This is a genomic window from Leucobacter iarius (assembly GCF_039530105.1).
Classification (GTDB): Bacteria; Actinomycetota; Actinomycetes; order Actinomycetales; family Microbacteriaceae; genus Leucobacter; species Leucobacter iarius.
The window spans coordinates 252,980-275,733 of sequence record NZ_BAAAOB010000003.1; the positions used below are offsets into that span (position 1 = coordinate 252,980).

Below are 22,754 nucleotides of genomic sequence, written 5' to 3' on the forward strand. Positions count from 1 at the left end.
GTGGTGGTGCGTTCGGGGAAGGGAGCGGGTTCCGCGCGGGGCGCGGAACCCGCTCGGGATCAGCCGTCGGTGCGGATCGCGGTCGTGTCCGTGCGGGCGTTGAACGATCCGGTGACCGGGGCGGTGTCGGAGTGCTGCGGGGCGAAGCGCACGCCGATCCAGGCGACGACGGTCAGCAGGCCGAAGAAGGCGACCACGGACCAGAAGTTGCCGCCGGTGGCGAGGAGCAGCGCCGACGCGATGGCGGGGGACAGGCCGCCCCAGACCGCGGCGCCGATGCCGTACGAGAGCGACATCGAGGTGTAGCGCGACTGCGGGCGGAACATCTGCGCCATGAGCGTCGACAGCGGGGCCCAGGCGCCGCTCAGGGTGACGCGGATCAGGATCACGAAGATCCAGATGAGTGCGACGTTCTTCGACTGGATCGAGAGGACGAGCGGGATGATCACGACGAACGAGGCCAGGATGCCGAAGTACATGACGGCCTTCGGGCCGATCTTGTCGCCGAGGGCGGCGAGGGGCAGCGTGACGAGCATCTCGATGAGCGACGCGATGGTGAGGGCGCCCAGGATGATGGTCGGGTCGAGCCCGATCTCGGGGGTGTCCGCGTAGTTCTGCACGAAGGTCGTGGCGATCACGTAGCCGCCGGACGACATCGCGATGATGCAGAAGCCGAGGAGGATCGGGGACCAGTTGTTCTTCAGCGCGAACAGGAGCGGCGTGGACTGCTCCTTGCCCTCGACCTTGGCCTCGAAGACCGGGGTCTCCTCGACCTTGAAGCGCACCCAGAAGCCGACGGCGATGAGCACGATGCTGAAGAGGAACGGCAGGCGCCAGCCCCAGCTCAGCAGCGCGTCCTGACCGAGCGAGGAGAGCGCCCAGAAGGCGCCGGTCGCCATGAGCGCGCCGAGGGGGTTGCCGACCTGCGTGAAGCCGCCGTAGAAGTTCTTCCACTTGCTGGGCGCGCTCTCGACGGCCATGAGGCTGGCGCCGCCCCACTCGCCGCCGACGGCGAGGCCCTGCGCCATGCGGCACAGGATGAGGAGGATCGGGCCCCAGATGCCGATCTGGGCGTAGCCGGGCAGGACGCCGACGAGGGTGGTCGCGACGCCCATCAGGATGAGGGTGATGGTGAGCGCGGGCTTGCGGCCCAGCTTGTCGCCGACGTGGCCGAAGATGATGCCGCCGAGGGGCCGCATGAAGAAGGCGACGGCGTAGGTGCCGAACGATGCGAGCGTGGCGAGCCCCGGATCGAGGTCCTTGGGGAAGAACACGTGCGGGAAGATGATGGCCGCCGCGGTGGCGTAGACGTAGAAGTCGTACCACTCGATCGAGGTGCCGACGAGGGCGGCGAAGCCGCCTCGTAGCGCACGACGGTGCGTATTCTCGGGGACGACGGGGGCTGATGCTGACACGTGCGAGCTCCTTTGCTGGGCAGCGAATTCGGTACGAGCGTAATCGCGATTCGCGGTGCCGCAAGACGGAATTACGCTCACGGGGACCTGATATTGCGGATCTGTCGATCGGGTCCGCCACTTCGGTCGAAACGCGCGCGTGAAACGCGTGTTCGACAGCGTTTCTGTCGCGATGAACGGCGAGTGATCTGCCACAATACGAACCATGAACGCGTTCGACGAGGACCTCATCCGCGCCCTGCAGTTCGACGGGCGCGCCCCGTTCTCCGCCCTGGCGAAGCAGCTCGGGGTGCACCGCACGGTCGTCGCGCAGCGGGTGCACGAGCTCCTGGAGTCCGACGAGATCCGGATCATCGCGGCCGTGCCGCCGCGGGCGCTCGGCCTGCCGCTGCAGGTGCATCTCATGCTCCGCATCGCCGGACCGACCCAGCCCGTCTTCGAGCAGCTGCTCGAGCACGGCAGCGTCGTGTTCCTCACCGAGACCATCGGCCAGTACCAGGCGGTCGTCGAGATCTGGGCGCCCGACAACGAGGAGGTCGGGCGCACGGTGCGCGCGATCCGCTCCATCGACGGGATCGTCGAAGTGCAGTTCGGGCTCTACGATCGCGTGCTGCGCCGCCTGCGCCTCGGCGAGGATCCCGAGCTCGGCGAGATCGTGTTCGACGACTTCGATATCGCCCTGCTCGCGCGGCTGCAGGTCGACGGGCGCTCGACGTTCGGCGAGCTGGCGCGGCACACGGGACGCTCCGCCTCGGCCTGCCGCGCGCGCGTGCTGCGTCTGCTCGACGCGCAGATGGTGCGCATCGGCGCGGTCCGCGGCCGCCGGGTCGAGACGGGGGCGGTGCTCGCGGGCATCGGGATCGTGCTCGTCGGCGAGCAGGACGCGCAGGAGGCCGTCGAGGAGATGCTGCTCGACATCCCCACGATCGAGTTCGCGGCGCGCACCACCGGGCGCTACGAGATGGTCGCGACGATCGCCGTGCGCAGCATCGCCCAGTGCACCGAGATCATCCGAACGGTGCGCGCCCACCCCGGGGTCGTGCTCGCCGACTCGTGGGTGCACGCCGCGCTGTGGTGCGAGCGCTACGAGTGGGGGATCGAGCGCCTGGCCCGCCTGCGCGGGGCCTGAGCGCGGACGCGACGGACGGCCCGCCGCCGATAGACTCGTGCCATGGCAGAGCGCTCCTGGTCCTTCTCGAACGTCTTCCAGAGCATGTTCCGCGGTGCCGAGCAGATCACCGAGGACACCTGGGACGATCTCGAGACCGCACTCATCTCGGCGGACTTCGGTCCCGAGATCACCGACGCGATCCTCGGCGAGCTGCGCGCGCAGGTCGACCGGCACCGGGTCACCGAGGTCAAGGAGCTGCGGCGCATGCTGCGCGAATCGATCGAGGAGCGGCTCGCCGCCTTCGACCCGACGCTGCACCTCTCGGAACGCCCGGCCGTGATCCTCGTGGTCGGCGTCAACGGGGTCGGCAAGACGACCACCATCGGCAAGTTCGCCCGATACCTCAAGACCTTCGACAAGAAGATCGTCGTCGGCGCGGCCGACACGTTCCGCGCCGCCGCGGTCGAGCAGCTCGCGACCTGGGCCGACCGGGCGGGCGTCGACATCGTGCGTCCCCAGCAGCAGGGGCAGGATCCGGCCTCGGTCGCGTTCCAGACGGTCGAGCGCGCCAAGAACGACGACTTCGACATCGCGATCATCGACACCGCCGGGCGCCTGCAGACCAAGGGCGGCCTGATGGACGAGCTCTCGAAGGTGCGGCGCGTGGTCGAGAAGCAGTCGCCCATCGCCGAGGTGCTGCTGGTGCTCGACGCGACGACCGGGCAGAACGGGCTCGCGCAGGCGGAGGCGTTCATCGAGCACGCCGGGGTCACCGGCCTCGTGCTCACGAAGCTTGACGGCTCGGCGAAGGGCGGCTTCGTGCTGTCGGTGCAGCAGAAGACCGGGCTGCCCATCAAGCTCGTCGGACAGGGCGAGGGCATCGGCGATCTGACCGGTTTCACCCCGCACGTGTTCGCCCAGCAGCTCATCGGCTGATCCCGGCTCGGGCGACGGTATGAGCGACGAGGAGCGCGAGCGACTGGCCGACGATCTGGCCGAGGCCCAGTCCGGCGCGGAGCGCGGGGACCTGGAACGCACGAAGCGGGCGATCGACGAGCTCCGCATCCTGCTGCCCCGCGTCGTCGCGGTGTTCGGAGCCGCGAGCGAGGCGCACCGTTCGGCGATCTCGTCGCTCGCGACGGCGCTCAACCGCATCGACGAGACCGAGCGCTCGCGTGAGCTGTTCGAAGCGCTCGGCGAGCTGGTCAACGACGCGATCCGCGAGGTCGGCGGGGAGCCCGAGACGCTCGATGAGGGCGCGTTCGAGGAGTACCTGAGCGCGCACGGGCTCGCGGCGGTGGTCGGCGCGAGCGCGGAGACGGCGAGCCGCGACCTCGACGCGCTCGAGACCCTGGCCGGGCAGGCCGAACGGCGGCTCGGGCCGTCCCACCCGCTCACGCTGTGGATGCTGTCGCTGCGCGCTCAGCAGCGCGCCCGATTCGACGGGGCCGATGGGCTCGAAGCCTTCGACATGCTGATCGCCCGGGCGCTCGCGCACGGCGACGGATCGCTGCTGCACCTGCGCGCGATCGCCGACAAGGCCACGGCGCTGTCCCGGCTCGACTTCGACGCCGAGTCCGCGCAGCTCTGGCGCCGCGTGCTCGAGGGTCGCCGCATCGAGCTCGGACTCGAGGATCCCGACACCCTCGACGCCTGGTTCTGGCTGGCACGGACCCTGGCCTGGTCCGAGGACGCCGTCGAGGCGGCGGACGAGCTCGACCGCCTGATCCCCGCGATGGAGCGGGCGCTGGGGCGCGACGCCGACGACACGCTCGAAGGGTTGCGGTTCCGCGTCCGAGTGCTGCGCCGGCTCGCCGACGACGGCGACGACCCGCGGAGCAGCCCGGAGCACCTGCTGGGGCTCCTGCGCGAGATCCTCGGCCGGGAGACCGTGCTCCTGGGTCCGGACGCCGAGACGCCGCTGCGCACCCGGTTCGAGATCATCGAGCTGCTGCGCGAGAACGGTCAGACGGAGGACGCGCTGACCGCCGCCACCGCGGTGCGCGAGGACGCCGTTCGCGCACTCGGCCGCACCGCCGTGCCCGCCGTGGAGGCGGGCCTGCGCGAGCAGCGGCTGCTGCGCGCGCACCTCGACGGGGCCGCCGCCGACCCCGCCACCCCCGGCGATGCCCGGGACCGCGCCGTGCTGCTGGCCGAGGAACTCTGCGACGCCGCGGAGGACGCCTGCCGGGACGCGGTGCAGCGCTCCGCCGCGCGCGACGAACTGCGCATCCGCGGTCGGGCGCTCGCGGAAGCCTGGATCATCCGGGCCGAGTGGTTCCCCGAGCGCTCCCAGGAGGCGGCCGACCTCTTCGAAGCGGGCGCCGCGCGCATCGACGCGCTGGGCATCCCGTTCCGAGTCGACGCGATCCGCCTCTACGACCGGCTGGCCGGCATGCTCATCTCGATCGAGCGGCCGGCGGACGCGCTGCCCCCGGCCGAACGATCGCTGCAGCTCGAGCAGGACGAGTACGCGCGGCTCGCCGCGGGCGACCCGGATCCCGCGGGGGAGGCCGAGCTCCGGGGCAGCGCCACGCGGATCGCGCAGTCCCTCGAGAACGTGGGGATCGCGCTGCGTCGCATGGGTCGGGCGGTCGAGGCCGAACCGCGCCTGCGCAGCGGGATCGCGGAGGCCGTCGCGGCGGGCGCATCGCCCGGGGCGCTGGACGACCTCCGTACCCTGCACGCGCTCGCCCTGCAGGAGCTCGACCGCTTCGACGAGGCCGCGGCCGAGCTGCGTGAGATCGCCGAACGCAGCGGCGACCCCCGACGGGCGATCGACCTCGCCGTCGTCTACCTGAACGCGGACCGGCCCCGCGAGGTCGAGACCCTCCTGAACCCCGTGCGCGCCCGCCTGGAGCAGGAAGGCCGGCTCGAGACCCCGACCGGGCTCAGCGTGCTGGGCAACCTCGCGCTCGCGGTCTGCCAGCTCGACCGCCACGCCGAGGCGATCGCCCAGTGGGATCGCCTCTACGAGCTGCAGGTCCGCGTACTCGGCGCGCTGAACCGGGACACGCTCAAGACCCTGAACAACCGCGCTCTCGAAGAACTCCACCTCGGACGGTACGCCGAATCGGCGCACCGCTTCGAACGCGTCGTCGAGCAGCGCACCGAGGCCCTCGGCCCGCGTTCGCCCGAGACGCTCGGCGCGCTCGCGAACCTCGCACGCGCGGTCCGCCTCTCGGGCGACCTCGTCCGGGGGAAGCAGCTCTCGGAGCGCGTCGTCGCCGAGTCCCGCGAGGTGCTGGGCGAGGCCCACCCCGAGACGCTCGGCCGCATCAGGGAACTGGACCGCGTGCTCGACGAGCTCGGGCGTTCCTCTGACGGCTCCGCGGGCGCGGAGGCGCTGGCCGCGGAGCGTCGAGAACTGGCCGAGGGGGTCACGGCCGCGCTTGCCGCGGACGCCGCCGACGCGGATCCCGCCGACCCGCACGCGGTCGGGGTCCGGGCGCTCCGCTATGCGGACCACCTGCGGAGCATGGATCGCGTGGCCGACGCGCTCGTCGAGTACACCCGTGCCCGCGACGGGCTCGCGGGGGATCCCGGGCTCGACTGGTTGGCCGCCGAGCGCGGCATCGCGGACTGCCATCGCCGGATGCAGGCCTACCGTGAGGCGGCGGACAGCTATGCGCGGCTCGTCCCGCAGATCGAACGTCTGCTCCCGCAGGAGCCCTGGGCGCTCGCGGATGCGCTCGACCAGCAGAGCTTCGCGCTCGCGCAGCTGAACCGGGTCGACGAGCTGGTGCCGCCGCAGGAGCGGGCGATCGCGATCGCCGAGCAGCAGGGCGATCGGCCGGAGCAGGAGATCAAGTACCGGACCTGGCTGGGCCGGCGCCTTTCGGGGCGCGGGCAGCACGGGCTCGCCCTCGAGGTGTACCGCGCCGCCGCCGAGCGCTCCGAGGCGCTGCTCGGCGAACGGCATCGGCTCACGCTCGACCTCTTCGACGACGTCGCCGAGGCGCTGATCGCGACGGGTCAGGACCGGGAGGCGCTGCGCGTCTACCGTCGCAATCTGCCGCGCATGATGAAGGAGCTCGGGGCGAACGCGAAACCCGTGAAGCGGGCCATCGCGAGCCGCGACGCCGCGGCGAAGCGCGCGAGCCGCCCCGTCAGCATCACCATCGGGGTGGTGGCGGCGGTCACGATCATCGTCGTCGCGATACTCAATCTGCCGCACTGATCCGGGCGCCGCCGCGGCGTCGGAGAGTCTTCGCGGCGTCGGTGATTTCCGGTACTCTGTCGCGTAATGCGCGGTCCGGCGTCGGAGCCCCTGCGCCCCGGATCCCGGAAGGACCCTCGTGCCCGCACAAGAAGAAGATCTGCCCATCCTCATCTTCCTCGCCATCGGCGCGCTGGTGCTCGTGCTCATCGTCGTGCTCGGCGTGCGCAGCAGCCGGCGCAAGAACCGCGCGACCGAGCCGTCCTACGGGCTCACCGCGCAGTGGGACGCGGGTCAGCCGCTGCTGGCGACCTCGTCGATGAACGCGTATGACGGCAAGCGTCAGTGGGAGATCTTCCAGCAGCGCTTCGTTCCCGGAACGGAGGTGCCCGGGTTGCCGCTCGGCGATCCCAGCGGGAAGGAGCTCCCCGTCGAGCGGGGCGCGCTCCGGGTGTCGCGCGTGGCCCGCGAGGTCCGCGAGGGCTACCCGAACGCGCGCGTCGGATTCGTCGCCTACTTCGCCCCCTACGAGCAGTCCGAGTTCCCGATGGCGCTCCCGGCGGGCGGTCGTGGCATCGCGCGGGTCGAGCTCGACGGCGCGGGCGTGCGCGTGCTCGCCGCCGACGGTTCGCTCGCGTGGGACGCGGCCTGGGCCGACTGCAAGGTCGCGGGGCGCGAAGCCACCATCCGTGTGCACAACGGCCGGTCACAGCTCGAATTCGAGCGGGATCGGACCCCCGACCACCGCACGCTGGAGGCTGTCCTCGTGAAGTACGGCAACTACTGGCCGATGGGCGCGGTGTAGCTTCTCTGGCTAGATCTCGGTTTCGCCGCAGAATCTGCGGAGAATTCTCGATCTGATCGCGAATCGCGAAACCGCAAGGTGCTTTTCGCCGAAGAGGAGTAGACCAGAAGCATGGCCTGACGGTCGGCTCGATCAGCGGCCGCCGGACCGGATCGCCGCCACCCGCGCGGCGACGTTCGAGAAAGGCGCACCATGCAGAACCTCACCGTGCTCGGGACCGGCGTGCTCGGCTCCCAGATCATCTTCCAATCGGCCTACGCCGGTAAGGACGTCGTGGCCTACGACCTCAGCGATGAGATCCTGGCGAAGCTGCCGGAGCGGTGGGACTACCTGAAAGCCGCCTACCTCCGGGACCTGCCCGACGCGACGGCCGAGAAGCTCGACGCCGCCGTCTCGCGGATCCGCGCGACCTCCGATCTGGCGGACGCGCTGAGCGACGCCGACATCGTGATCGAGGCGGTGCCCGAGTCGCTCGAGATCAAGCAGCAGACCTGGGAGAAGGTCAGCGCGCTCGCTCCTGAGAAGACGATCTTCGCCACGAACTCGTCGACCCTGCTGCCGAGCGCCATCGCACCGTTCGTCGACCGGTCGGCGAAGTTCCTGGCGCTCCACTTCGCGAACGAGGTGTGGAAGTTCAACACGGGCGAGGTCATGGGGCACCCGGGCACCGATCCCGAGGTCTTCGAGCAGGTGGCGCGGTTCGCCGAGGAGATCGGCATGGTGCCGATCCGGATCATGAAGGAGCAGCCCGGCTACGTGCTCAACTCGCTGCTCGTCCCGTTCCTCGACGCCGGCGCGGCGCTCTTCGTGAAGGGCGTGGCGACTCCCGCCGACATCGACAAGACCTGGAAGATCGCGACCGGTTCGCCGTCCGGCCCCTTCGAGATCTTCGACGTCGTCGGCATGATGACCCCGTACTACCTCGGCAAGGACAGCGCGGATCCGGTGAAGCGCGAGTTCGCCGAGATCCTCAAGCGGGACTACATCGACCGGGGCCGTCTGGGCAAGGGATCGGGCCACGGCTTCTACGACTACGAGTAGTCGAGCGAGTCCGCGCTCAGCCCTCCGAGCCGCTCCGCGAACTCCTCCCGGGAACGCACTGCGCCGAGGGCTCCGGCTCCGTCACCCAAGATGATCGCCCGCGCCGCGGCCAGGCTGCGGGCGATCAGTCGTTCGGCCGCGGCGGCCGTCCCGGGCGTGGACGCGAAGTCCCGGGCGAAGCCGTGCGCGTCGATTGGGCGATCCCCCCGATAGAGATGGAACAGCGGGACGGATCCCGGCGCGCGCACGTTCCATCCGTGCGTGAACAGGCGCAGGGCCTGCACGTACTCGTCGGCGATCATCACGTCGCGCACCTGCTCGAGCTCGCTGCAGAGCGCGCCGGCCGAGAACTGGAATCCGCCGGAGACGAGCAGCCCGGGGGTGCCGGCCGATGCGGCCGGGCCCCCGTCCTGCCGCGGCAGACCGTACTGATCGGTCCCGGCGGGGACGATCAGGTGAGGCCCGGCCTCCCGCAGTTCGACTCGTTGCTCGTCCAGCGGGGTGAACGCGCCCGGGTAGCAGCTCAGCACCGCACGCGGATCGTCGAGCGATTCCCACTGATCGATCAGCGCCGTGTCCCAGCCGGGCGCGAACCGGGTGTGTGCGTCGACCTGCAGCGCGAAGGCCTCGTCGGTGCGCATGCGGTCGGTCATGCGCCGGGCCCAGCCGAGCCCGCGCGTGCTCGACCACTCGGTGCGGAACACTCGCACGCGCGGGTCGCCGCGCAGCGGCTCCAGCTGCTCGGCGGTCTCGGGGCCGAACTGCTGCACGATCGCGAAGCGGATCCGTTCCGGGCGATCGGCCTGCTCCCAGGCCGACGCGACGGTGCGCAGCAGCTCCGGATCGCGATAGCTCACGACCCGGACGAGGATGCTCGGTGCGGACACGGGGTGCTCCCTCGTCGCCTCAGGCGTCGCGTCGGGAACGCGCACGGCGGAGCAGCAGCGCGCCGGCGCCGGTCAGCGCGAGCGCGCCCGCGGTGACCGTCGCGGCGCCGGCGGCCGTGCCACCGGTGGTCGCGAGGGTTCCGGACCGCTCGGCGCCGTCCGCGGTGGGCGTCGCGGGGTGCGGGGCGGGCGTCGGCCGGGGATCCGGGCTCGGCGTCGGCTCGGGTTCGGGCGTCGGTTCGGGCTTCGGGTCCGGCGTCGGCGGCACCCGGTCGATGGTCACTTCGGGGGCGGCGGCGCACGCGCGGTCTCCCCGTACCTCGACGAACTCCGGTGTCTCTACCGCCCCGATGCTCCGGGTCGGGGCTTCCGCGCAGGCGGTGTTCCGCAGCACACCGTCGGCGGATCCGAGGTGGACGGTCGAGAAGGAGAGGGCGAAGCGCCCCTCGGGGTCGTACGCGCCGCGTCCGGTCAGCACGCCGTTCCCGACGGCGAACACGCCGGCCGGCAGGCCGTCCTGCGCGGGCGCCACCGAGCCGCGCTCGACGCGGAAGTCCGCGGGGATCGCGCCGCCGGCCTCCGCGATCGTGTCGGCCAGGTCGTCGGAGAGCGAGAACGCGGTCGCGGTGGATCCCATCGGGCGGGTCACCTCGATCGTGTAGCGCACCGCCGGGTTCGCGGCGGTCACGCGCGTACGGTCGACCGTCTTGCGGATGATCGGCGCGGGCTGCGCGGCGATCACGGGAACGCCGACCGTGACGCTCGCGCCGTAGTCCCAGCGGTTCTCGCCGCCGCGCATCGCCACGGTCGCGTCGACGCCGAGGTCCCCGTCGCCGCCGCGCGCGAAGTCGACCGCGAAGGTCGCGACGAACTCCCGGGCATCGGCCGCGTGCTCCGCCTCGAAGACCACAGTGGTGCCGTCGCGCCGCACCAGCAGATCCGGCAGCGGCGAGGTCTCGAGATCGTCGAACACGGAATCGAGATCCGCGACGTCGTCCGCGATCGCCGAGAGGTCCACGGTCGCCCGCATCGCGGTGAGCGGGTAGAACCCGGGCTGCGGGTGCGTGAACTCCGAGAACGGCACGCGGAGTCGGTAGACGACCCGTTCGCCGGCAGCGGTGACGGTGCGGGAGCTCACCGAGAGCTCCGCCCGCATCTCCGCGCCGTACGCGGAGGTCGCGTGCCCCACCGCGGTGTACTCGGTCCCCGCGGCGGTCGCGGTCGCCGCGCCCGTCGGCAGCAGCAGCACGCCGACGATCGCCGCCGCTCCGGTCGCGGCCGTCGTCTGGATCTTCCTCGAAGCCAAGAGCTTCCCCCACTCGTTCGTCGTGCGGTGCCGCCTGATTTCGGGCAGCACCGGGTGCGAACGGAGGCGGTGCCCTGCCGCGCCCGGCTTCGGCACCGGGAGAGAACAGTATCAGTGGGGATCGCCGGATCGGAATCCGAGTTCGTGCCCGCTTCGGAGCCCCTCCGGGGCCGCTTCACCCACCGGCGGACGGGTCGGTCCCGGCGCCGGTCTCCGGCTCCGCGCCCGGCCCGGATCCCACCTCGCCGAGGGGGCGGAGGAACGCGACCGCGATGAGCGGCAGGGTGGCGGCGACGCCGAGCCCGAACGCGAGCGGGGCCGCGGCGCCTCCCGAGTGCGGCACCAGCGCCGCCGCGACGAGCACGGCGGCGTCCGCGATCCCGAGCGCGATCCAGTGCCGTCGTCCCCAGCGGGTTCCGGCCCGCGGGAAGCAGAACTCCCAGGGCGCGGGGATCGCGAGCAGGAGCAGCGGTCCCGCGAACGCGAGCTGCGCCGCGCGCGCGTCCGGAGCGGCCGCGAGCAGCACCACGAGCGCGCCGAGGCACCAGCCGAGCACCGCGGTGGCGAACCGGGTGCCGATCGGAGCGCGCGCCGGATCGGCGCCCGGGATCGGTTCCCGGGCGCCGCGCCGCGCGCCCGAGGCGAGCGCGCCGAGCACGACGAGGTTGACGAGCAGGAGCACGAGCCCGTCGGGGAGCCAGCCGTCCGCGGCGATCAGCACCAGCAGCTCGACGATCGAGGCGACGAGGACCGCGAGCGCGAGCCGTTCCGGCCACCGGGGGAGCCGCGCTGCGCCGCGGGCATCCGCTGCCGGCTCCTCCGCGACCATGCCCTCACCATACGCCTCCCGCAGCCGGGTAGGATGGGCCTGCTATGGCTACTTTCGGAAATCTCTCGACGCGCCTCACCGACACCTTCAAGAACCTCCGGTCGAAGGGCAAGCTCTCGGCGGCCGACGTCGACGGCACGGTGCGCGAGATCCGCCGTGCCCTGCTCGAGGCCGACGTCGCGCTCGACGTGGTCAAGGACTTCACCGGCAAGGTGCGCGAGCGCGCCCTCGGCGACGAGGTCAACAAGGCGCTGAACCCGGCGCAGCAGGTCGTGCAGATCGTCAACGAGGAGCTGATCGGCATCCTCGGCGGCGAGCAGCGCCGTCTGGAGTTCGCGAAGAACCCGCCGACCGTCATCATGCTCGCCGGCCTCCAGGGTGCGGGCAAGACCACGCTCGCGGGCAAGCTGGCCAAGTGGCTCAAGGGCCAGGGGCACACCCCGATGCTCGTTGCCTGCGACCTCCAGCGCCCCAACGCCGTCACCCAGCTCGGCGTCGTCGCCGAGCAGGCCGGCGTCGACATCTACGCGCCTGAGCCGGGCAACGGCGTCGGCGATCCGGTGAAGGTCGCCAAGAACGGCGTGGCCGAGGCGAAGCGCACCCATCACGACTTCGTGATCGTCGATACGGCCGGTCGTCTCGGCGTGGACGCCGAGCTCATGAAGCAGGCCGCGGACATCCGCAAGGCCGTCGATCCCGACGAGGTGCTCTTCGTCATCGACGCCATGATCGGCCAGGACGCGGTCGCCACCGCGAAGGCCTTCCAGGAGGGCGTCGACTTCACGGGCGTCGTGCTCACCAAGCTCGACGGCGACGCGCGCGGCGGTGCCGCGCTCTCGATCCGCGGAGTCACGGGCAAGCCGATCCTCTTCGCGTCCACGGGCGAGGGTCTCGACGAGTTCGAGCCCTTCCACCCCGACCGCATGGCCAGCCGGATCCTCGACCTCGGCGACATCCTCACCCTCATCGAGCAGGCGCAGAGCGCCTTCGACGAGGACGAGGCGCGCAAGGTCGCCGAGAAGATCGCGAGCGACTCGTTCACGCTCGACGACTTCCTCAAGCAGATGCAGCAGCTGCGCGGTGCCGGATCCATCAAGAAGATGATGGGCATGCTGCCCGGCATGGGCAAGATGAAGGATCAGCTCGACAACTTCGACGAGCGCGAGATCGTCCGCACCGAGGCCATCATCCAGTCGATGACGAAGGCCGAGCGGCACAACCCCAAGATCCTCAACGGCTCGCGCCGTCTGCGCATCGCGAAGGGCTCGGGCATGACCGTGACCGACGTGAACCAGCTCGTGCAGCGCTTCGAGCAGGCCGCGAAGATGATGCGGACCGTCGCCAAGGGCGGGGTGCCGCAGATCCCCGGCATGGGCCCGGTGCCCGGCATGGGCGGGTACGGCAAGAAGAAGCAGCCGCAGGGCAAGGGCAAGGGTGCGAAGCGCTCGGGCAACCCCGCCAAGCGGGCGCAGGAGGCGACGGGCGTCGCCGCGCGTGCCGAGTCGAGCGGCGGATCGGGCTTCGGCCTCGGCGCGGCCGGCGGCGGTGCGGGCGCAGCGATGCCGAGCGAGGCCGACATGGAGCAGCTGCAGCAGATGCTCGGGCGCGGGCGTCGCTGACCCCGCATCCGCAGGGCCGCTGACCGCGACCGAGCACCCGCTATGAGCGCACCCGTCGACGACCGCCTGGCGCAGTTCCGCGCGGAGTGGCCGCGACGCGTGACCTGGCGCGAGGTCGGCGGGTCCGACGCCGGGGTGTTCCGGCGCGCGCTCGGCGGTGCCGGGCTGCTCCTGCTGGCGGCACTCACGGGTGCGCTGGCGTTCTCCGCGCTCAGCGTCGGGTTCCCGAAGTCCTGGCAGCTTCCCGAGGCGCTCGACGGGGCGATCCCGTTCGTGGCGTTCCTGCTCATCCTGATCACGATGGCGCTCGCGGTGATCGGACTCGTGGCCCTCGCGCGTCCGTTCGAACTCCGGCGGTTGATCGCGTTCCGAGGGTTCGCGCGCGAGCGGGATCTGAACTGCTCGCTCGACGGGCCCGCCCCGGTCTCCCGTGGCGTGTTCTTCGCCGAGCCGAGCGAGACGCAACGCGCCACCGACCGGCTCCGGAGCGGCGCGCGCAGCAGGGCGACGGGCGCCGGCGATACCCGACCGCGCCTGTTCGGCACGCGGTTCGCGCTCTGGCGCGCGAGCTCGGGTTGGGAGCCCGATCTGCAGATCGCGGTGGCCCGCTACCGCGGCGGCAAGAGCGATCCGAAGGGGCCGCGGATCGCCTTCCGCTTCCTCCAGCTCCGACTCCCGCGCACCCTGCCGCACCTGCTGCTCGATTCCCGCTCCAACGGGCGGATCCGCGGGACGCTCTCGGGCTCGCAGCGGATCTCTCTCGAGGGCGACTTCGACCGCTGGTTCGTCGCGCACGCGCCGGGCGGGTACGAACGGGACGCGCTCGAGATCCTCACCCCCGATGTGATGGCCGGGCTCATCGACTACGGACGGCACTGGGACATCGAGGTCGTCGACGACCTGCTGATCGTGGTCTCGAACCGGTTCCGCCGCCGCTCGGACCGCGACGAGACCGCGGCGCTGCTGCGCTTCTCGGAGACGGTCGCCGAGTCGCTCGCGCACCAGACCCGCACGTACTCGGACCCCCGAGCAGACCGTCCCCGGACCGAGGTGGCTCCGGCCGGGCGTCGGCTGCGGCGCGTCCCGGCGGTCTGGGCGACCGCGATCGGCGTCGCGGTGCTCGTGGTCTGGCTCGGCTACCCGTTCGTGCTGAACTGGTTGCTCGACCTGAACTGACGGCCTGAACCGGTGGCCCCGCCGCGCGGCGCCTCGGCTACGGCGCGGCGGTCGGCGCCGGGAGCGCCGTGCTCCAGGCCGCCTCCGCGGCGTGCTCGAGGCGCTGCTGCGTCCGCGGAACGTCCGAGGGGTGCGCGAAGAACTCGCGCAGGATCTGCTGGGCACCGCTGTCGGGATACGCGCCGAACCCGCTCGGTGCGAGATCCGAGAGGTCGAACCGGCGGGCGTCGCGCCCGGTTCCGCCCGGTCCGGGGCGCACCAGCTCGTTCGTCGCTCGTGCCGCCTCGTTCGGGGCGCCCGATAGATCGGCGTCGCCGTGGGGGGAGATCCCGCCGCCGGCGATCCAGACCTCCGCCGCCTCGGTTCCCGCGAGATAGCGCAGGAGCACGGCTCCGCCGTCCGAGGACTTGAGCTGCACGGCGACGGTGCCGCCGATGACGGACGCTCCGGGCTCGGCCCCGGGGGAGGGGAACGGCACGGCGGTCGCGGACTCCGGCACCGCGGAGCCGCCGGAGAGGACGCGCTCCGCGAGCCTCGGCGAGCCGAACACGGCGTCGAGCGAGTCTCCGAACGATTCGTCGGCGGTGCCCGGCTGCAGAGCGCCCCGGGTCCGGCGCAGTTCGGCGAGCTGATCGAGCGCGCGGGCGACCGACGGATCGGTCCAGGGGATCTCGTGCCGGCTCAGCCGCTCGTACTGCTCGGCGCCGGCATCGCCGAGATAGAGGTTCTCGAACCAGTCGCCGACGGGCCAGCCGGACTTCGCGCCCACCGAGATCGCGGGACCGTCGGACGCGGGCCGGTCGCGGAGCGCGCGCAGGAACGCTGACCAGTCGCCGGTCGCGGGTGCCGCGCCGCCGGCCCCGGCATCGGGGCTCCAGAACTGCGAGGAGGTGCTGCCCGCGAACCAGACCCCGTACTCGGTGCCGTCCACCGTCGCGAGCGCGCGCCACGACCGCGCGGTGTGCCGGGCGACCCGGTCGCGGGTCTCGGTGTCGAGCGGGATCAGCGCCCGGTTCGCCACGAGCTCCCGGAGCAGCCCGGGTTGCCGGATCAGGGCGACATCGGGCAGGTTCGACGCGTCGACCGCGTGGTACACCTTCGCCGTGATCCGCTCGTCCGCGTCGGTCAGCTTCACCCGTGCCCCGGTGCGCTGCTCGAACCGGGCGATGACCGGGGCGAACGCCTCCCGTTCCCGCGTCGACCACCCGGTGAGCAGGGTGATGCGCTGGCCGTCCAGGCGCGGCAGCGCCTCGGCGTCGGCTTCCGCGCCCGAGCGGGCCGCGGACGAGCCCGTGTCCGCGGGCGCGCAACCGCTCAGGCCGAGCGCGCCGAGGCCGAGCGCCGCGGCGATCCCCAGCGTCCCGATGCGCCGAAGGCGCGCTCGACGGGTTCGGCGAGGGGGTCGGATCATCCGCGCACGCTCCGCTCGAACGCGTCCGCCTCCGAGTCGACGACGGCGCGGAGCGCGTCGAGGGTGCCGCCGAGCCGCGAGTAGGTCTCGAGCTGGCGGTCGGCGCTCGTGCCGCTCTCGACGATCCGGGCGACCTGCTCGAGCTCGTCGACGCAGCCGAGATCCACGGCGACCGGAGCGAGCCGGTCGAGCAGCACCGACACGCGGTCGCGCAGTCGGGCCTGCGAGCCCGCGGCGTCGTAGATGACCTCGGCGTCGAGGCCGAAGCGCGCCGCGCGCCACTTGTTCTCGCGGGCGAACCAGGGCGGCAGCAGCGGCAGCGTCTCGCCGCGGTCGAGCCGTCGGGCGCAGTCCTCGACGAGGCACTGGGTGAGGGCCGCGAGGGCCCCCAGCGTCTCGAGTGACGACGAGCCGTCGCAGAAGCGGACCTCGATCGTGCCCCAGCGGGGAGCCGGGCGCACATCCCAGCGGGCCTCGGTCGGCTCGGCGATGACCCCGGTGCGGGTGAGATCCTCGATGACGCGCTCGAAATCCTCCCAGCTCTCGACGTGCGCCGGGAGCCCGGCCGAGGGCAGCTGCTGGAACATGAGGGTGCGGTTGGACCGGTACCCGGTCGCCTCGCCCGCCCAGAACGGGCTCGACGCCGAGAGCGCCTGGAACACCGGCTGGTAGGTGAGCAGCGTGTGCAGGGTCGGGATCACGCGCTCCCGGCGGTCGATGCCCACGTGCACGTGCACGCCCCAGATGAGCATGTTGCGGCCCCACCACTGGGTGCGCTCGACGAATCGGCCGTAGCGTTCGCCGGGGGTGATGAGCTGGTCCTCCCAGCGCGAGAACGGGTGGCTGCCGGTGCCGATCACGCGCACCCCGTGGGCGCGCGCCTGGTCGAGCAGGTCCGCGGCGAGCAGGCGGAGCTCGCCGATGGCCTCGCCCACGCGACGGTGCGGGGCCGAGACGAGCTCGACGGTGTTCTGCAGCAGCTCGCTGGTCGCCTGTGGAGCGCCCGGGCTCGGGGGCCAGCGCCGTTCGAGCTCGGCGAGGATCGGCGGTGCCGTGTTCGCGAGGGAACGGCTGACGGGATCGACGAGGGCGAGCTCCCACTCGATGCCGAGCGTCGAGCGGGGGGACCGCGCGAAATCGATGGTCATCTGGGGCTCCTCCCGGCGACTAGCAAAAAGCCTAGTGCGTGCCCGTGCGGGTGGACGCCGTGCGGCTCGGGTGATCGTGATCTTTTCGAGATCATCGTCAATGCAATGCGAAAGATGACATGTACTATGTTACTAATCGCGAACGGGGTTCGAGATTGGGCCCGTTCGGCGTGCCGACCGGACGGTCGGGCGCACGAAGCTCGATGACTCAAAGGTGACTCTCAATGGCTCGAAAACTCATCATCTCGACCACCGCCCTCGCCGCGGCCGCGGCGCTCGCGCTGTCCGGCTGTTCCAGCGGAGGCGGAGGAGGAGCCCCCGCGGCCGAGGGGCAGAAAGGCGGAACGCTCAAGGTGCTGGCGAACGGGGACGTGGACCACCTCGATCCGCAGCTGACCGCCTACGTCCCGGTGAACGGCGTCATCCGTACGGTCTCCCGCTCCATCCTCAGCTACAAATCGTCGAACGACGAGAAGACCCGGATCGAGCTGGCCGGCGACCTCGCGACCGAGGTCCCCGAGGCGAGCGACGGCGGCAAGACCTACACGATCAAGCTTCGCGACGGGGTGACCTGGGACGCTCCGGGCGGATCCCGCCCGATCGTCGCCGAGGACGTCGCACGCGGCATCAAGCGGATCTGCAACCCCAAGATCAGCGCGGCGCTCGGCGGGTACTTCACCGGACTGATCGAGGGCATGGACACCTTCTGCGCCGGATTCGCGAAGGTCAAGCCCGAGATCGCGCCGATGAAGGACTACATCGAGAAGAACCGCATCAGCGGCATCGAGACCCCCGACGAGAAGACCGTGGTGTTCAAGCTCACCGAGCCCGCATCCGACTTCACCTCGATGCTCAGCCTGCCGACCGCGAACCCGGCGCCGATCGAGGTGCTCGACTACCTGCCGGACTCGCCCGAATACCGGAACAACTTCATCTCCTCCGGGCCCTACAAGATCTCCGCGTACAAGCCGGACGCCTCGATGGACCTGGTGCGCAACCCGTCCTGGAAGGCCGACAGCGATCCGCTCCGCAAGGCCTACGTCGACGAGATCAAGATGACCATGGGGCTCGAGGACGATGCGGCCATGCAGCAGCTGCAGGCCGGTTCCGCCGACCTGCTCTTCGACATCCAGCCGAGCCCGGCGAACATCCAGCAGCTGAAGACCGCCAACGACCAGAAGCTGACCACGATGGCCAACGGCGGCGTCGACCAGTTCATGTGGATCAACACGAAGACCAGCAACAACGGGGGAGCGCTGCAGAAGCCCGAGGTCCGCGAAGCGCTGCAGTACGCGATCGACAAGCCCGCGGTCGTGCAGGTGATGGGCGGACCCGACATCGCCACCGTGACCAACGGCATCTTCGGCCCCGGCATCAACGGCTACGAGGACTTCGCCCCCTACGGCGACAAGAGCGGCAAGGCCGATCCCGAGAAGGCGAAGGCGCTGCTCAAGCAGGCCGGCGTCACGAACCTCAAGCTCAAGCTGCCGTACCGCAACCTCGGCGCGCAGCCGGACATCGCGCAGACGGTGCAGGCGAGCCTCGAGAAGGCCGGGATCACCGTCGAGCTCTTCCCGGTCCCACCGACCGACTACTACGCGAACTTCATGACGAACCCGTCCAACGCGAAGGACGGCAAGTGGGACGTCGCCCTCGTCGGCTGGTCGCCCGACTGGGTCGGCGGTGCCGCTCGCAGCGTGTTCCAGCCCCAGTTCACCTTCAACGGGACCCCGCAGTCGTACAACTACGTCGACTACAACAACGACGAGGCGAACGCGCTCGCCGCGAAGGCGCTCGCCGCGAGCACTCCCGAGGAGGCCGGAAAGATCTGGCACCAGGTCGACGAGACCGTCATGAAGGACTCGCCGATCGTGAGCATCGTCGCGCGGAAGAAGGCCAACTACCACTCCGAGCGCGTGCAGAACTTCGAGATCTACGCACTCGCCCAGAACGGCGACTGGACGAACGTCTGGCTGAAGAAGTAGCGATCCGGTGACGGGGGTCGGCGCGCGGCGGCGCCGGCCCCCGAACCCCTGAGAAGGAGGAGGAACGACTGATGTCGATTCTGGAAGTGTCCGGCCTCGTGGTCGACATTCCGACCGAGGACGGCGACGTGCACGCGGTGCAGGACGTCTCATTCGACGTGCGCGAGGGGGAGTTCTTCGGCATCGTCGGCGAATCCGGCTCGGGCAAGTCCGTGCTGGTGCAGTCGGTGATGGGTCTGATCCCGCAGGCGAAGACCTCGGGGACCGTCCGGTTCCAGGGCGCCGACCTGCTCGCGCTCGACGCGGACGGGCTGCGCCGCAAGCGCGGCAAGGAGATCAGCATGATCTTCCAGGACCCGCTGTCGAGCCTGCACCCGCAGTACACCGTCGGGTGGCAGATCGTCGAGCAGATCCGCGCCCACGAGCGGGTGACCAAGGAGGCCGCGAAGGCGCGGGCGATCGAACTGCTCGAGAAGGTCAGGATCCCCGACGCGGCTGCGCGCTTCGACGCCTATCCGCATCAGTTCTCGGGTGGGATGCGACAGCGCGTCATGATCGCGATGAGCCTCTCGCTCGGACCCGCGATGATCATCGCGGACGAGCCGACGACGGCGCTCGATTCGACCGTGCAGGCTCAGATCCTGGACCTGCTCGCCGAGATGCGCGCCGACCTCGGCGCGACGGTGCTCATGATCAGCCACGACCTCGGGGTGCTCGCCCGAGTCGCCGACCGGGTGATGGTCATGTACGGCGGCCGACGCATGGAGATCGGCGAGAGCGGGAACGTCCTCGGCAGTCCCGCGCACCCGTACACCGCCGGACTGCTCCGTTCCTCCTCCTTCAACAGCGCCCCGGGGACGCCGCTCGTGCCGATCCCCGGCCGCACCCCGAGCCTGCTCGCGCCGCCGGCCGGCTGCGTGTTCCAGAGCCGCTGCCCCGACGCGAGCGAGATCTGCGGCTCCCGGCCGCCGGTCCGCCGCTACGATGACGGCACCGAGGCGCTCTGCTGGCTCGAGTCCGCACCCTCCGAACCCGAGGCGCCCGTGTCCGAGCTCCCCGGACTGCAGCCGCGCGAGGACGACACCATCGTCGAGGTCTCCGATCTCTCGCTCGCGTTCCCGCAGCGCAGAGGCGCCCCCAAGACCGTGCTGGACGGGATCTCGCTCGCGGTCCGGCGCGGGGAGACGCTCGGGCTCGTCGGCGAGAGCGGGTGCGGCAAGACGACGCTCGCCCGCACCATCGCCGGACTCATCCGCCAGACCGCCGGCACCGTGCGTTTCGACGGCGCCGACACCGCGCGATTGAGTGCGGAGGAATGGCGGGCGCAGCGCCGCAAGGTGCAGGTGGTCTTCCAGGATCCCTTCGGATCCCTGAACCCGAAGCGCCGGGTCGGCTCGATCATCGGCGATCCGTTCCGGATCCACCGTGCGGCGTCCGGCGCGGAGCGCCTGCGCCGGGTGCAGGAGCTGATGGAGCTCGTCGGGCTGAACCCCGAGCACTACAACCGGTTCCCCTCCCAGTTCTCGGGCGGACAGCGGCAGCGCATCGGCATCGCACGGGCGATCGCGCTCCGCCCCGAACTCGTGATCCTCGACGAGCCGGTGTCGGCCCTCGACGTCTCGATCCAGGCCCAGGTGCTGAACCTGCTCGACGAGCTGCAGCGCGAGCTCGGCCTCACCTACCTCTTCATCTCGCACGACCTCGCCGTGGTGCGCCACGTGTGCGACCGCATCGCGGTCATGGAGGGCGGCCGGATCATCGAGCTCGGGGACGCCGAGGAGATCTCCCGGAATCCCGAGCAGCCGTTCACGCGCAAGCTGCTGTCCGCCGCGGCACCGGAGATCCCGAGGATCCCGTCCGCGCGAGAACTGGTGGCGACTTTCGAGGGGTCGCTCCGCGACGCGGGGAGGGCGGCATCGTGAGCGGAATCTTCTCGAAGGAGACCCGGGTGATCATCACCCCGGCCGCGGCGGCGCGGAACGCCGCGGCGATCCGCGCCCGGAGCTCCTGGCAGCTCACCGTCGCGCGGCTCGTCCGCGATCCCGCCAGTGTGGTCTCGGCGATCGTGATCCTGCTGCTCATCGCGTTCGCGATCGCCGCCCCGCTGATCGCGCAGTGGACCGGTCACGGGCCGACCGAGCAGTTCCGCGAGACCGGCCTGTCGGCGGCGGGCATCCCCGTCGGCCCGAGCGGCGAGTTCCTGCTCGGCACCGACCAGCTGGGGCGCGACGTGCTCGTCCGCCTCGCCTACGGAGCCCGGGTCTCGCTGCTCGTCGGCGTCGTCGCATCGCTCATCGCCTCGGCGATCGGAATCCTGATCGGCATGACCGCCGGCTTCTTCGGCGGGGTCACCGACACGATCCTCAGCCGCGTCATCGATCTCGTCATGAGCGTGCCGTTCCTGCTCGTCGCGATCGCGACGGTCTCGGTGCTCGGGCCGAGCCTGCAGCTGTCGATCGCGGTGATCGTGTTCTTCAGCTGGACCGGTCTCGCGCGGGTCATCCGGGGCCAGGTGCTCGCGGTGCGGGAACGGGAGTTCATCGAGGCGGCGCGGTCGCTCGGCGAGTCGCGGCTGTCGATCATGTTCACCGGCGTGCTGCCGAACCTGGTCGTGCCCATCATCGTCTACACCACCCTCATGATCCCCGCCGCGATCGTGTTCGAGGCGACGCTCTCGTTCCTGGGGCTCGGCATCGTCCCGCCCACGCCGAGCTGGGGCAACATGCTGGCCGACGCCGCGAACGGCTCCATGTACATGGTGGCCCCCTGGATGGTGCTCGTGCCGGGCCTGGCGCTGCTCGCGCTCACGCTCGCGTTCAATCTGCTCGGGGACGGGCTGCGCGATGCGCTCGACCCGTCCTCGTCGAAGGGAGGGAAGTCGTGATCCGCTTCCTCGCCTCCAGGATCGGCTTCGGCGTCCTGGTGCTGTTCCTGCTCAGCGTCTTCGTCTTCGTGCTGTTCTACGTGACGCCCTCGGACCCCGCGCGCATCATCGCGGGCGATAAGGCCACCGAGGCGCTCATGGCGCAGATCCGCAGCAATCTCGGCCTGGACCGGCCCATGCCGGAGCAGTACCTCCGATTCATCGGGCATCTGCTGCAGGGCGACCTCGGGTTCTCGTACCGGACCAACCTGCCGGTCGCGGACCTCGTGCTCGCGCGGATCCCGATCACCATGTCCCTCGTGTTCGGTGCCGTCGTGGTCTGGCTCGCCATCGGCATCCCGATCGGCATCGCCTCGGCGAAGCGCCCGGGCAGCCTGCGCGACCGCGCCGGTCAGGGCTTCGCCATCGTGGGCATCAGCTTCCCGACCTTCGTGCTCGGCATGCTGGCCCTCTACACCCTGTACTTCCTGCCGACGAAGATCGGCCTCACGCTGTTCCCGCCTTCGGGCTACGTGCCCTTCACCGAGAACCCGCTGCAGTGGGCCTGGCACCTCATCCTGCCGTGGATCACGCTCGCGCTCGTCACGAGCGCGGTCTACGCGCGGCTCACCCGAGGTCAGATGCTCGACGTGCTGGGCCAGGACTACGTCCGCACGGCCCGGGCCAAGGGGCTGACCGAACGCCGGGTGACCTACGTCCACGCGTTCCGCAGCGCGATGCCGCCGCTCGTGACCCAGCTGGGCATCGACATCGGTATGCTGCTCGGCGGTGTGATCGTCATCGAGCAGGTGTTCGGCCTCCAGGGCGTCGGCGCGCTGGCGGTGTCGAGCGTGGCGATGCAGGATCGCCCCGTGATCATCGCGATCGTGCTGCTCGGCGGCGTGTTCGTGGTGGTCTCGAACCTCGTGGTCGACACGCTCTACGCGCTGCTCGACTCGCGGGTGCGGACGGCGAATCAGTGATCCGGCGCGACGCCGG

Annotated in this window: 17 protein-coding genes; 11 read left to right on the plus strand and 6 right to left on the minus strand. The window is 71.1% G+C overall.

What is annotated here, in order from left to right:
* Positions 1 to 59: 59 nt before the first annotated feature.
* Positions 60 to 1,415 (minus strand): MFS transporter, encoded by a 1,356-nt coding sequence (locus tag ABD169_RS12820; RefSeq protein WP_344032793.1) that lies wholly within the window; start codon positions 1,413 to 1,415, stop codon positions 60 to 62.
* A 205-nt stretch (positions 1,416 to 1,620) separates the two neighbouring features.
* Here ABD169_RS12820 and ABD169_RS12825 point away from each other — a divergent pair, with 205 nt between their 5' ends.
* The 5 genes from ABD169_RS12825 (at position 1,621) to ABD169_RS12845 (ending at position 8,531) form a co-directional block, all read left to right on the plus strand.
* Complete coding sequence (locus ABD169_RS12825) at positions 1,621 to 2,544, plus strand: Lrp/AsnC family transcriptional regulator (protein ID WP_344032795.1); 924 nt, start codon at positions 1,621 to 1,623, stop codon at positions 2,542 to 2,544.
* A 42-nt stretch (positions 2,545 to 2,586) separates the two neighbouring features.
* Positions 2,587 to 3,462 (plus strand): signal recognition particle-docking protein FtsY, encoded by an 876-nt coding sequence (gene ftsY, locus ABD169_RS12830; RefSeq protein WP_046454214.1) that lies wholly within the window; start codon positions 2,587 to 2,589, stop codon positions 3,460 to 3,462.
* Between the two features lie 19 nt (positions 3,463 to 3,481).
* Positions 3,482 to 6,706: a tetratricopeptide repeat protein gene (locus ABD169_RS12835; protein WP_344032797.1), complete on the plus strand. Its 3,225-nt coding sequence runs from the start codon at positions 3,482 to 3,484 to the stop codon at positions 6,704 to 6,706.
* 118 nt (positions 6,707 to 6,824) lie between these two features.
* Entirely contained in the window at positions 6,825 to 7,490 is a 666-nt protein-coding gene (locus tag ABD169_RS12840; RefSeq protein ID WP_344032799.1) for a hypothetical protein, read from the plus strand.
* Positions 7,491 to 7,682: 192 nt separating this feature from the next.
* Positions 7,683 to 8,531 carry a 3-hydroxyacyl-CoA dehydrogenase gene (locus ABD169_RS12845; protein ID WP_344032801.1) on the plus strand — a complete coding sequence of 283 codons (849 nt, stop codon included), beginning with the start codon at positions 7,683 to 7,685 and terminating at the stop codon, positions 8,529 to 8,531.
* Here ABD169_RS12845 and ABD169_RS12850 read toward each other — a convergent pair.
* From ABD169_RS12850 to ABD169_RS12860, 3 genes are all read right to left on the minus strand, one after another.
* Positions 8,522 to 9,418 (minus strand): GlcNAc-transferase family protein, encoded by an 897-nt coding sequence (locus ABD169_RS12850; RefSeq protein ID WP_344032803.1) that lies wholly within the window; start codon positions 9,416 to 9,418, stop codon positions 8,522 to 8,524. The two genes, ABD169_RS12845 and ABD169_RS12850, sit on opposite strands and share 10 nt — an antisense overlap.
* 19 nt (positions 9,419 to 9,437) lie before the next feature.
* Positions 9,438 to 10,724: a hypothetical protein gene (locus ABD169_RS12855; RefSeq protein WP_344032805.1), complete on the minus strand. Its 1,287-nt coding sequence runs from the start codon at positions 10,722 to 10,724 to the stop codon at positions 9,438 to 9,440.
* A gap of 175 nt (positions 10,725 to 10,899) precedes the next feature.
* Positions 10,900 to 11,553, minus strand: coding sequence for a hypothetical protein (locus tag ABD169_RS12860; protein ID WP_344032807.1), 654 nt, complete (start codon positions 11,551 to 11,553; stop codon positions 10,900 to 10,902).
* Positions 11,554 to 11,597: 44 nt separating this feature from the next.
* Here ABD169_RS12860 and ffh point away from each other — a divergent pair, with 44 nt between their 5' ends.
* Together ffh and ABD169_RS12870 are read left to right on the plus strand one after the other, a co-directional pair.
* Positions 11,598 to 13,172 (plus strand): signal recognition particle protein, encoded by a 1,575-nt coding sequence (gene ffh, locus ABD169_RS12865; RefSeq protein WP_046454221.1) that lies wholly within the window; start codon positions 11,598 to 11,600, stop codon positions 13,170 to 13,172.
* Between the two features lie 42 nt (positions 13,173 to 13,214).
* Positions 13,215 to 14,348, plus strand: coding sequence for a hypothetical protein (locus ABD169_RS12870; RefSeq protein WP_344032809.1), 1,134 nt, complete (start codon positions 13,215 to 13,217; stop codon positions 14,346 to 14,348).
* Positions 14,349 to 14,385: 37 nt separating this feature from the next.
* On the opposite strand, the gene ABD169_RS12875 is transcribed toward ABD169_RS12870, so the two are convergent.
* Both ABD169_RS12875 and ABD169_RS12880 read right to left on the minus strand, forming a co-directional pair.
* Positions 14,386 to 15,759 (minus strand): extracellular solute-binding protein, encoded by a 1,374-nt coding sequence (locus ABD169_RS12875; protein ID WP_344032811.1) that lies wholly within the window; start codon positions 15,757 to 15,759, stop codon positions 14,386 to 14,388.
* On the minus strand, positions 15,756 to 16,907 hold the full coding sequence (locus tag ABD169_RS12880) for a glutamate--cysteine ligase (RefSeq protein ID WP_344032813.1): 1,152 nt from the start codon (positions 16,905 to 16,907) through the stop codon (positions 15,756 to 15,758). The genes ABD169_RS12875 and ABD169_RS12880 overlap by 4 nt, the downstream gene beginning before the upstream one ends.
* 224 nt (positions 16,908 to 17,131) lie before the next feature.
* Between ABD169_RS12880 and ABD169_RS12885 the strand changes: the two genes are divergently transcribed.
* From ABD169_RS12885 to ABD169_RS12900, 4 genes are all read left to right on the plus strand, one after another.
* The gene (locus ABD169_RS12885; RefSeq protein ID WP_046454225.1) at positions 17,132 to 18,892 is read left to right on the plus strand and encodes an ABC transporter substrate-binding protein; all 1,761 of its coding nucleotides are present in this window, start codon (positions 17,132 to 17,134) and stop codon (positions 18,890 to 18,892) included.
* A gap of 71 nt (positions 18,893 to 18,963) precedes the next feature.
* On the plus strand, positions 18,964 to 20,814 hold the full coding sequence (locus ABD169_RS12890) for a dipeptide ABC transporter ATP-binding protein (protein ID WP_046454226.1): 1,851 nt from the start codon (positions 18,964 to 18,966) through the stop codon (positions 20,812 to 20,814).
* A complete protein-coding gene (locus tag ABD169_RS12895) occupies positions 20,811 to 21,776 on the plus strand; it encodes an ABC transporter permease (protein ID WP_231580778.1) in 966 nt (321 codons plus the stop codon). The genes ABD169_RS12890 and ABD169_RS12895 overlap by 4 nt, the downstream gene beginning before the upstream one ends.
* Positions 21,773 to 22,738 carry an ABC transporter permease gene (locus ABD169_RS12900; RefSeq protein WP_046454227.1) on the plus strand — a complete coding sequence of 322 codons (966 nt, stop codon included), beginning with the start codon at positions 21,773 to 21,775 and terminating at the stop codon, positions 22,736 to 22,738. The genes ABD169_RS12895 and ABD169_RS12900 overlap by 4 nt, the downstream gene beginning before the upstream one ends.
* The last annotated feature ends 16 nt before the right edge of the window (positions 22,739 to 22,754 follow it).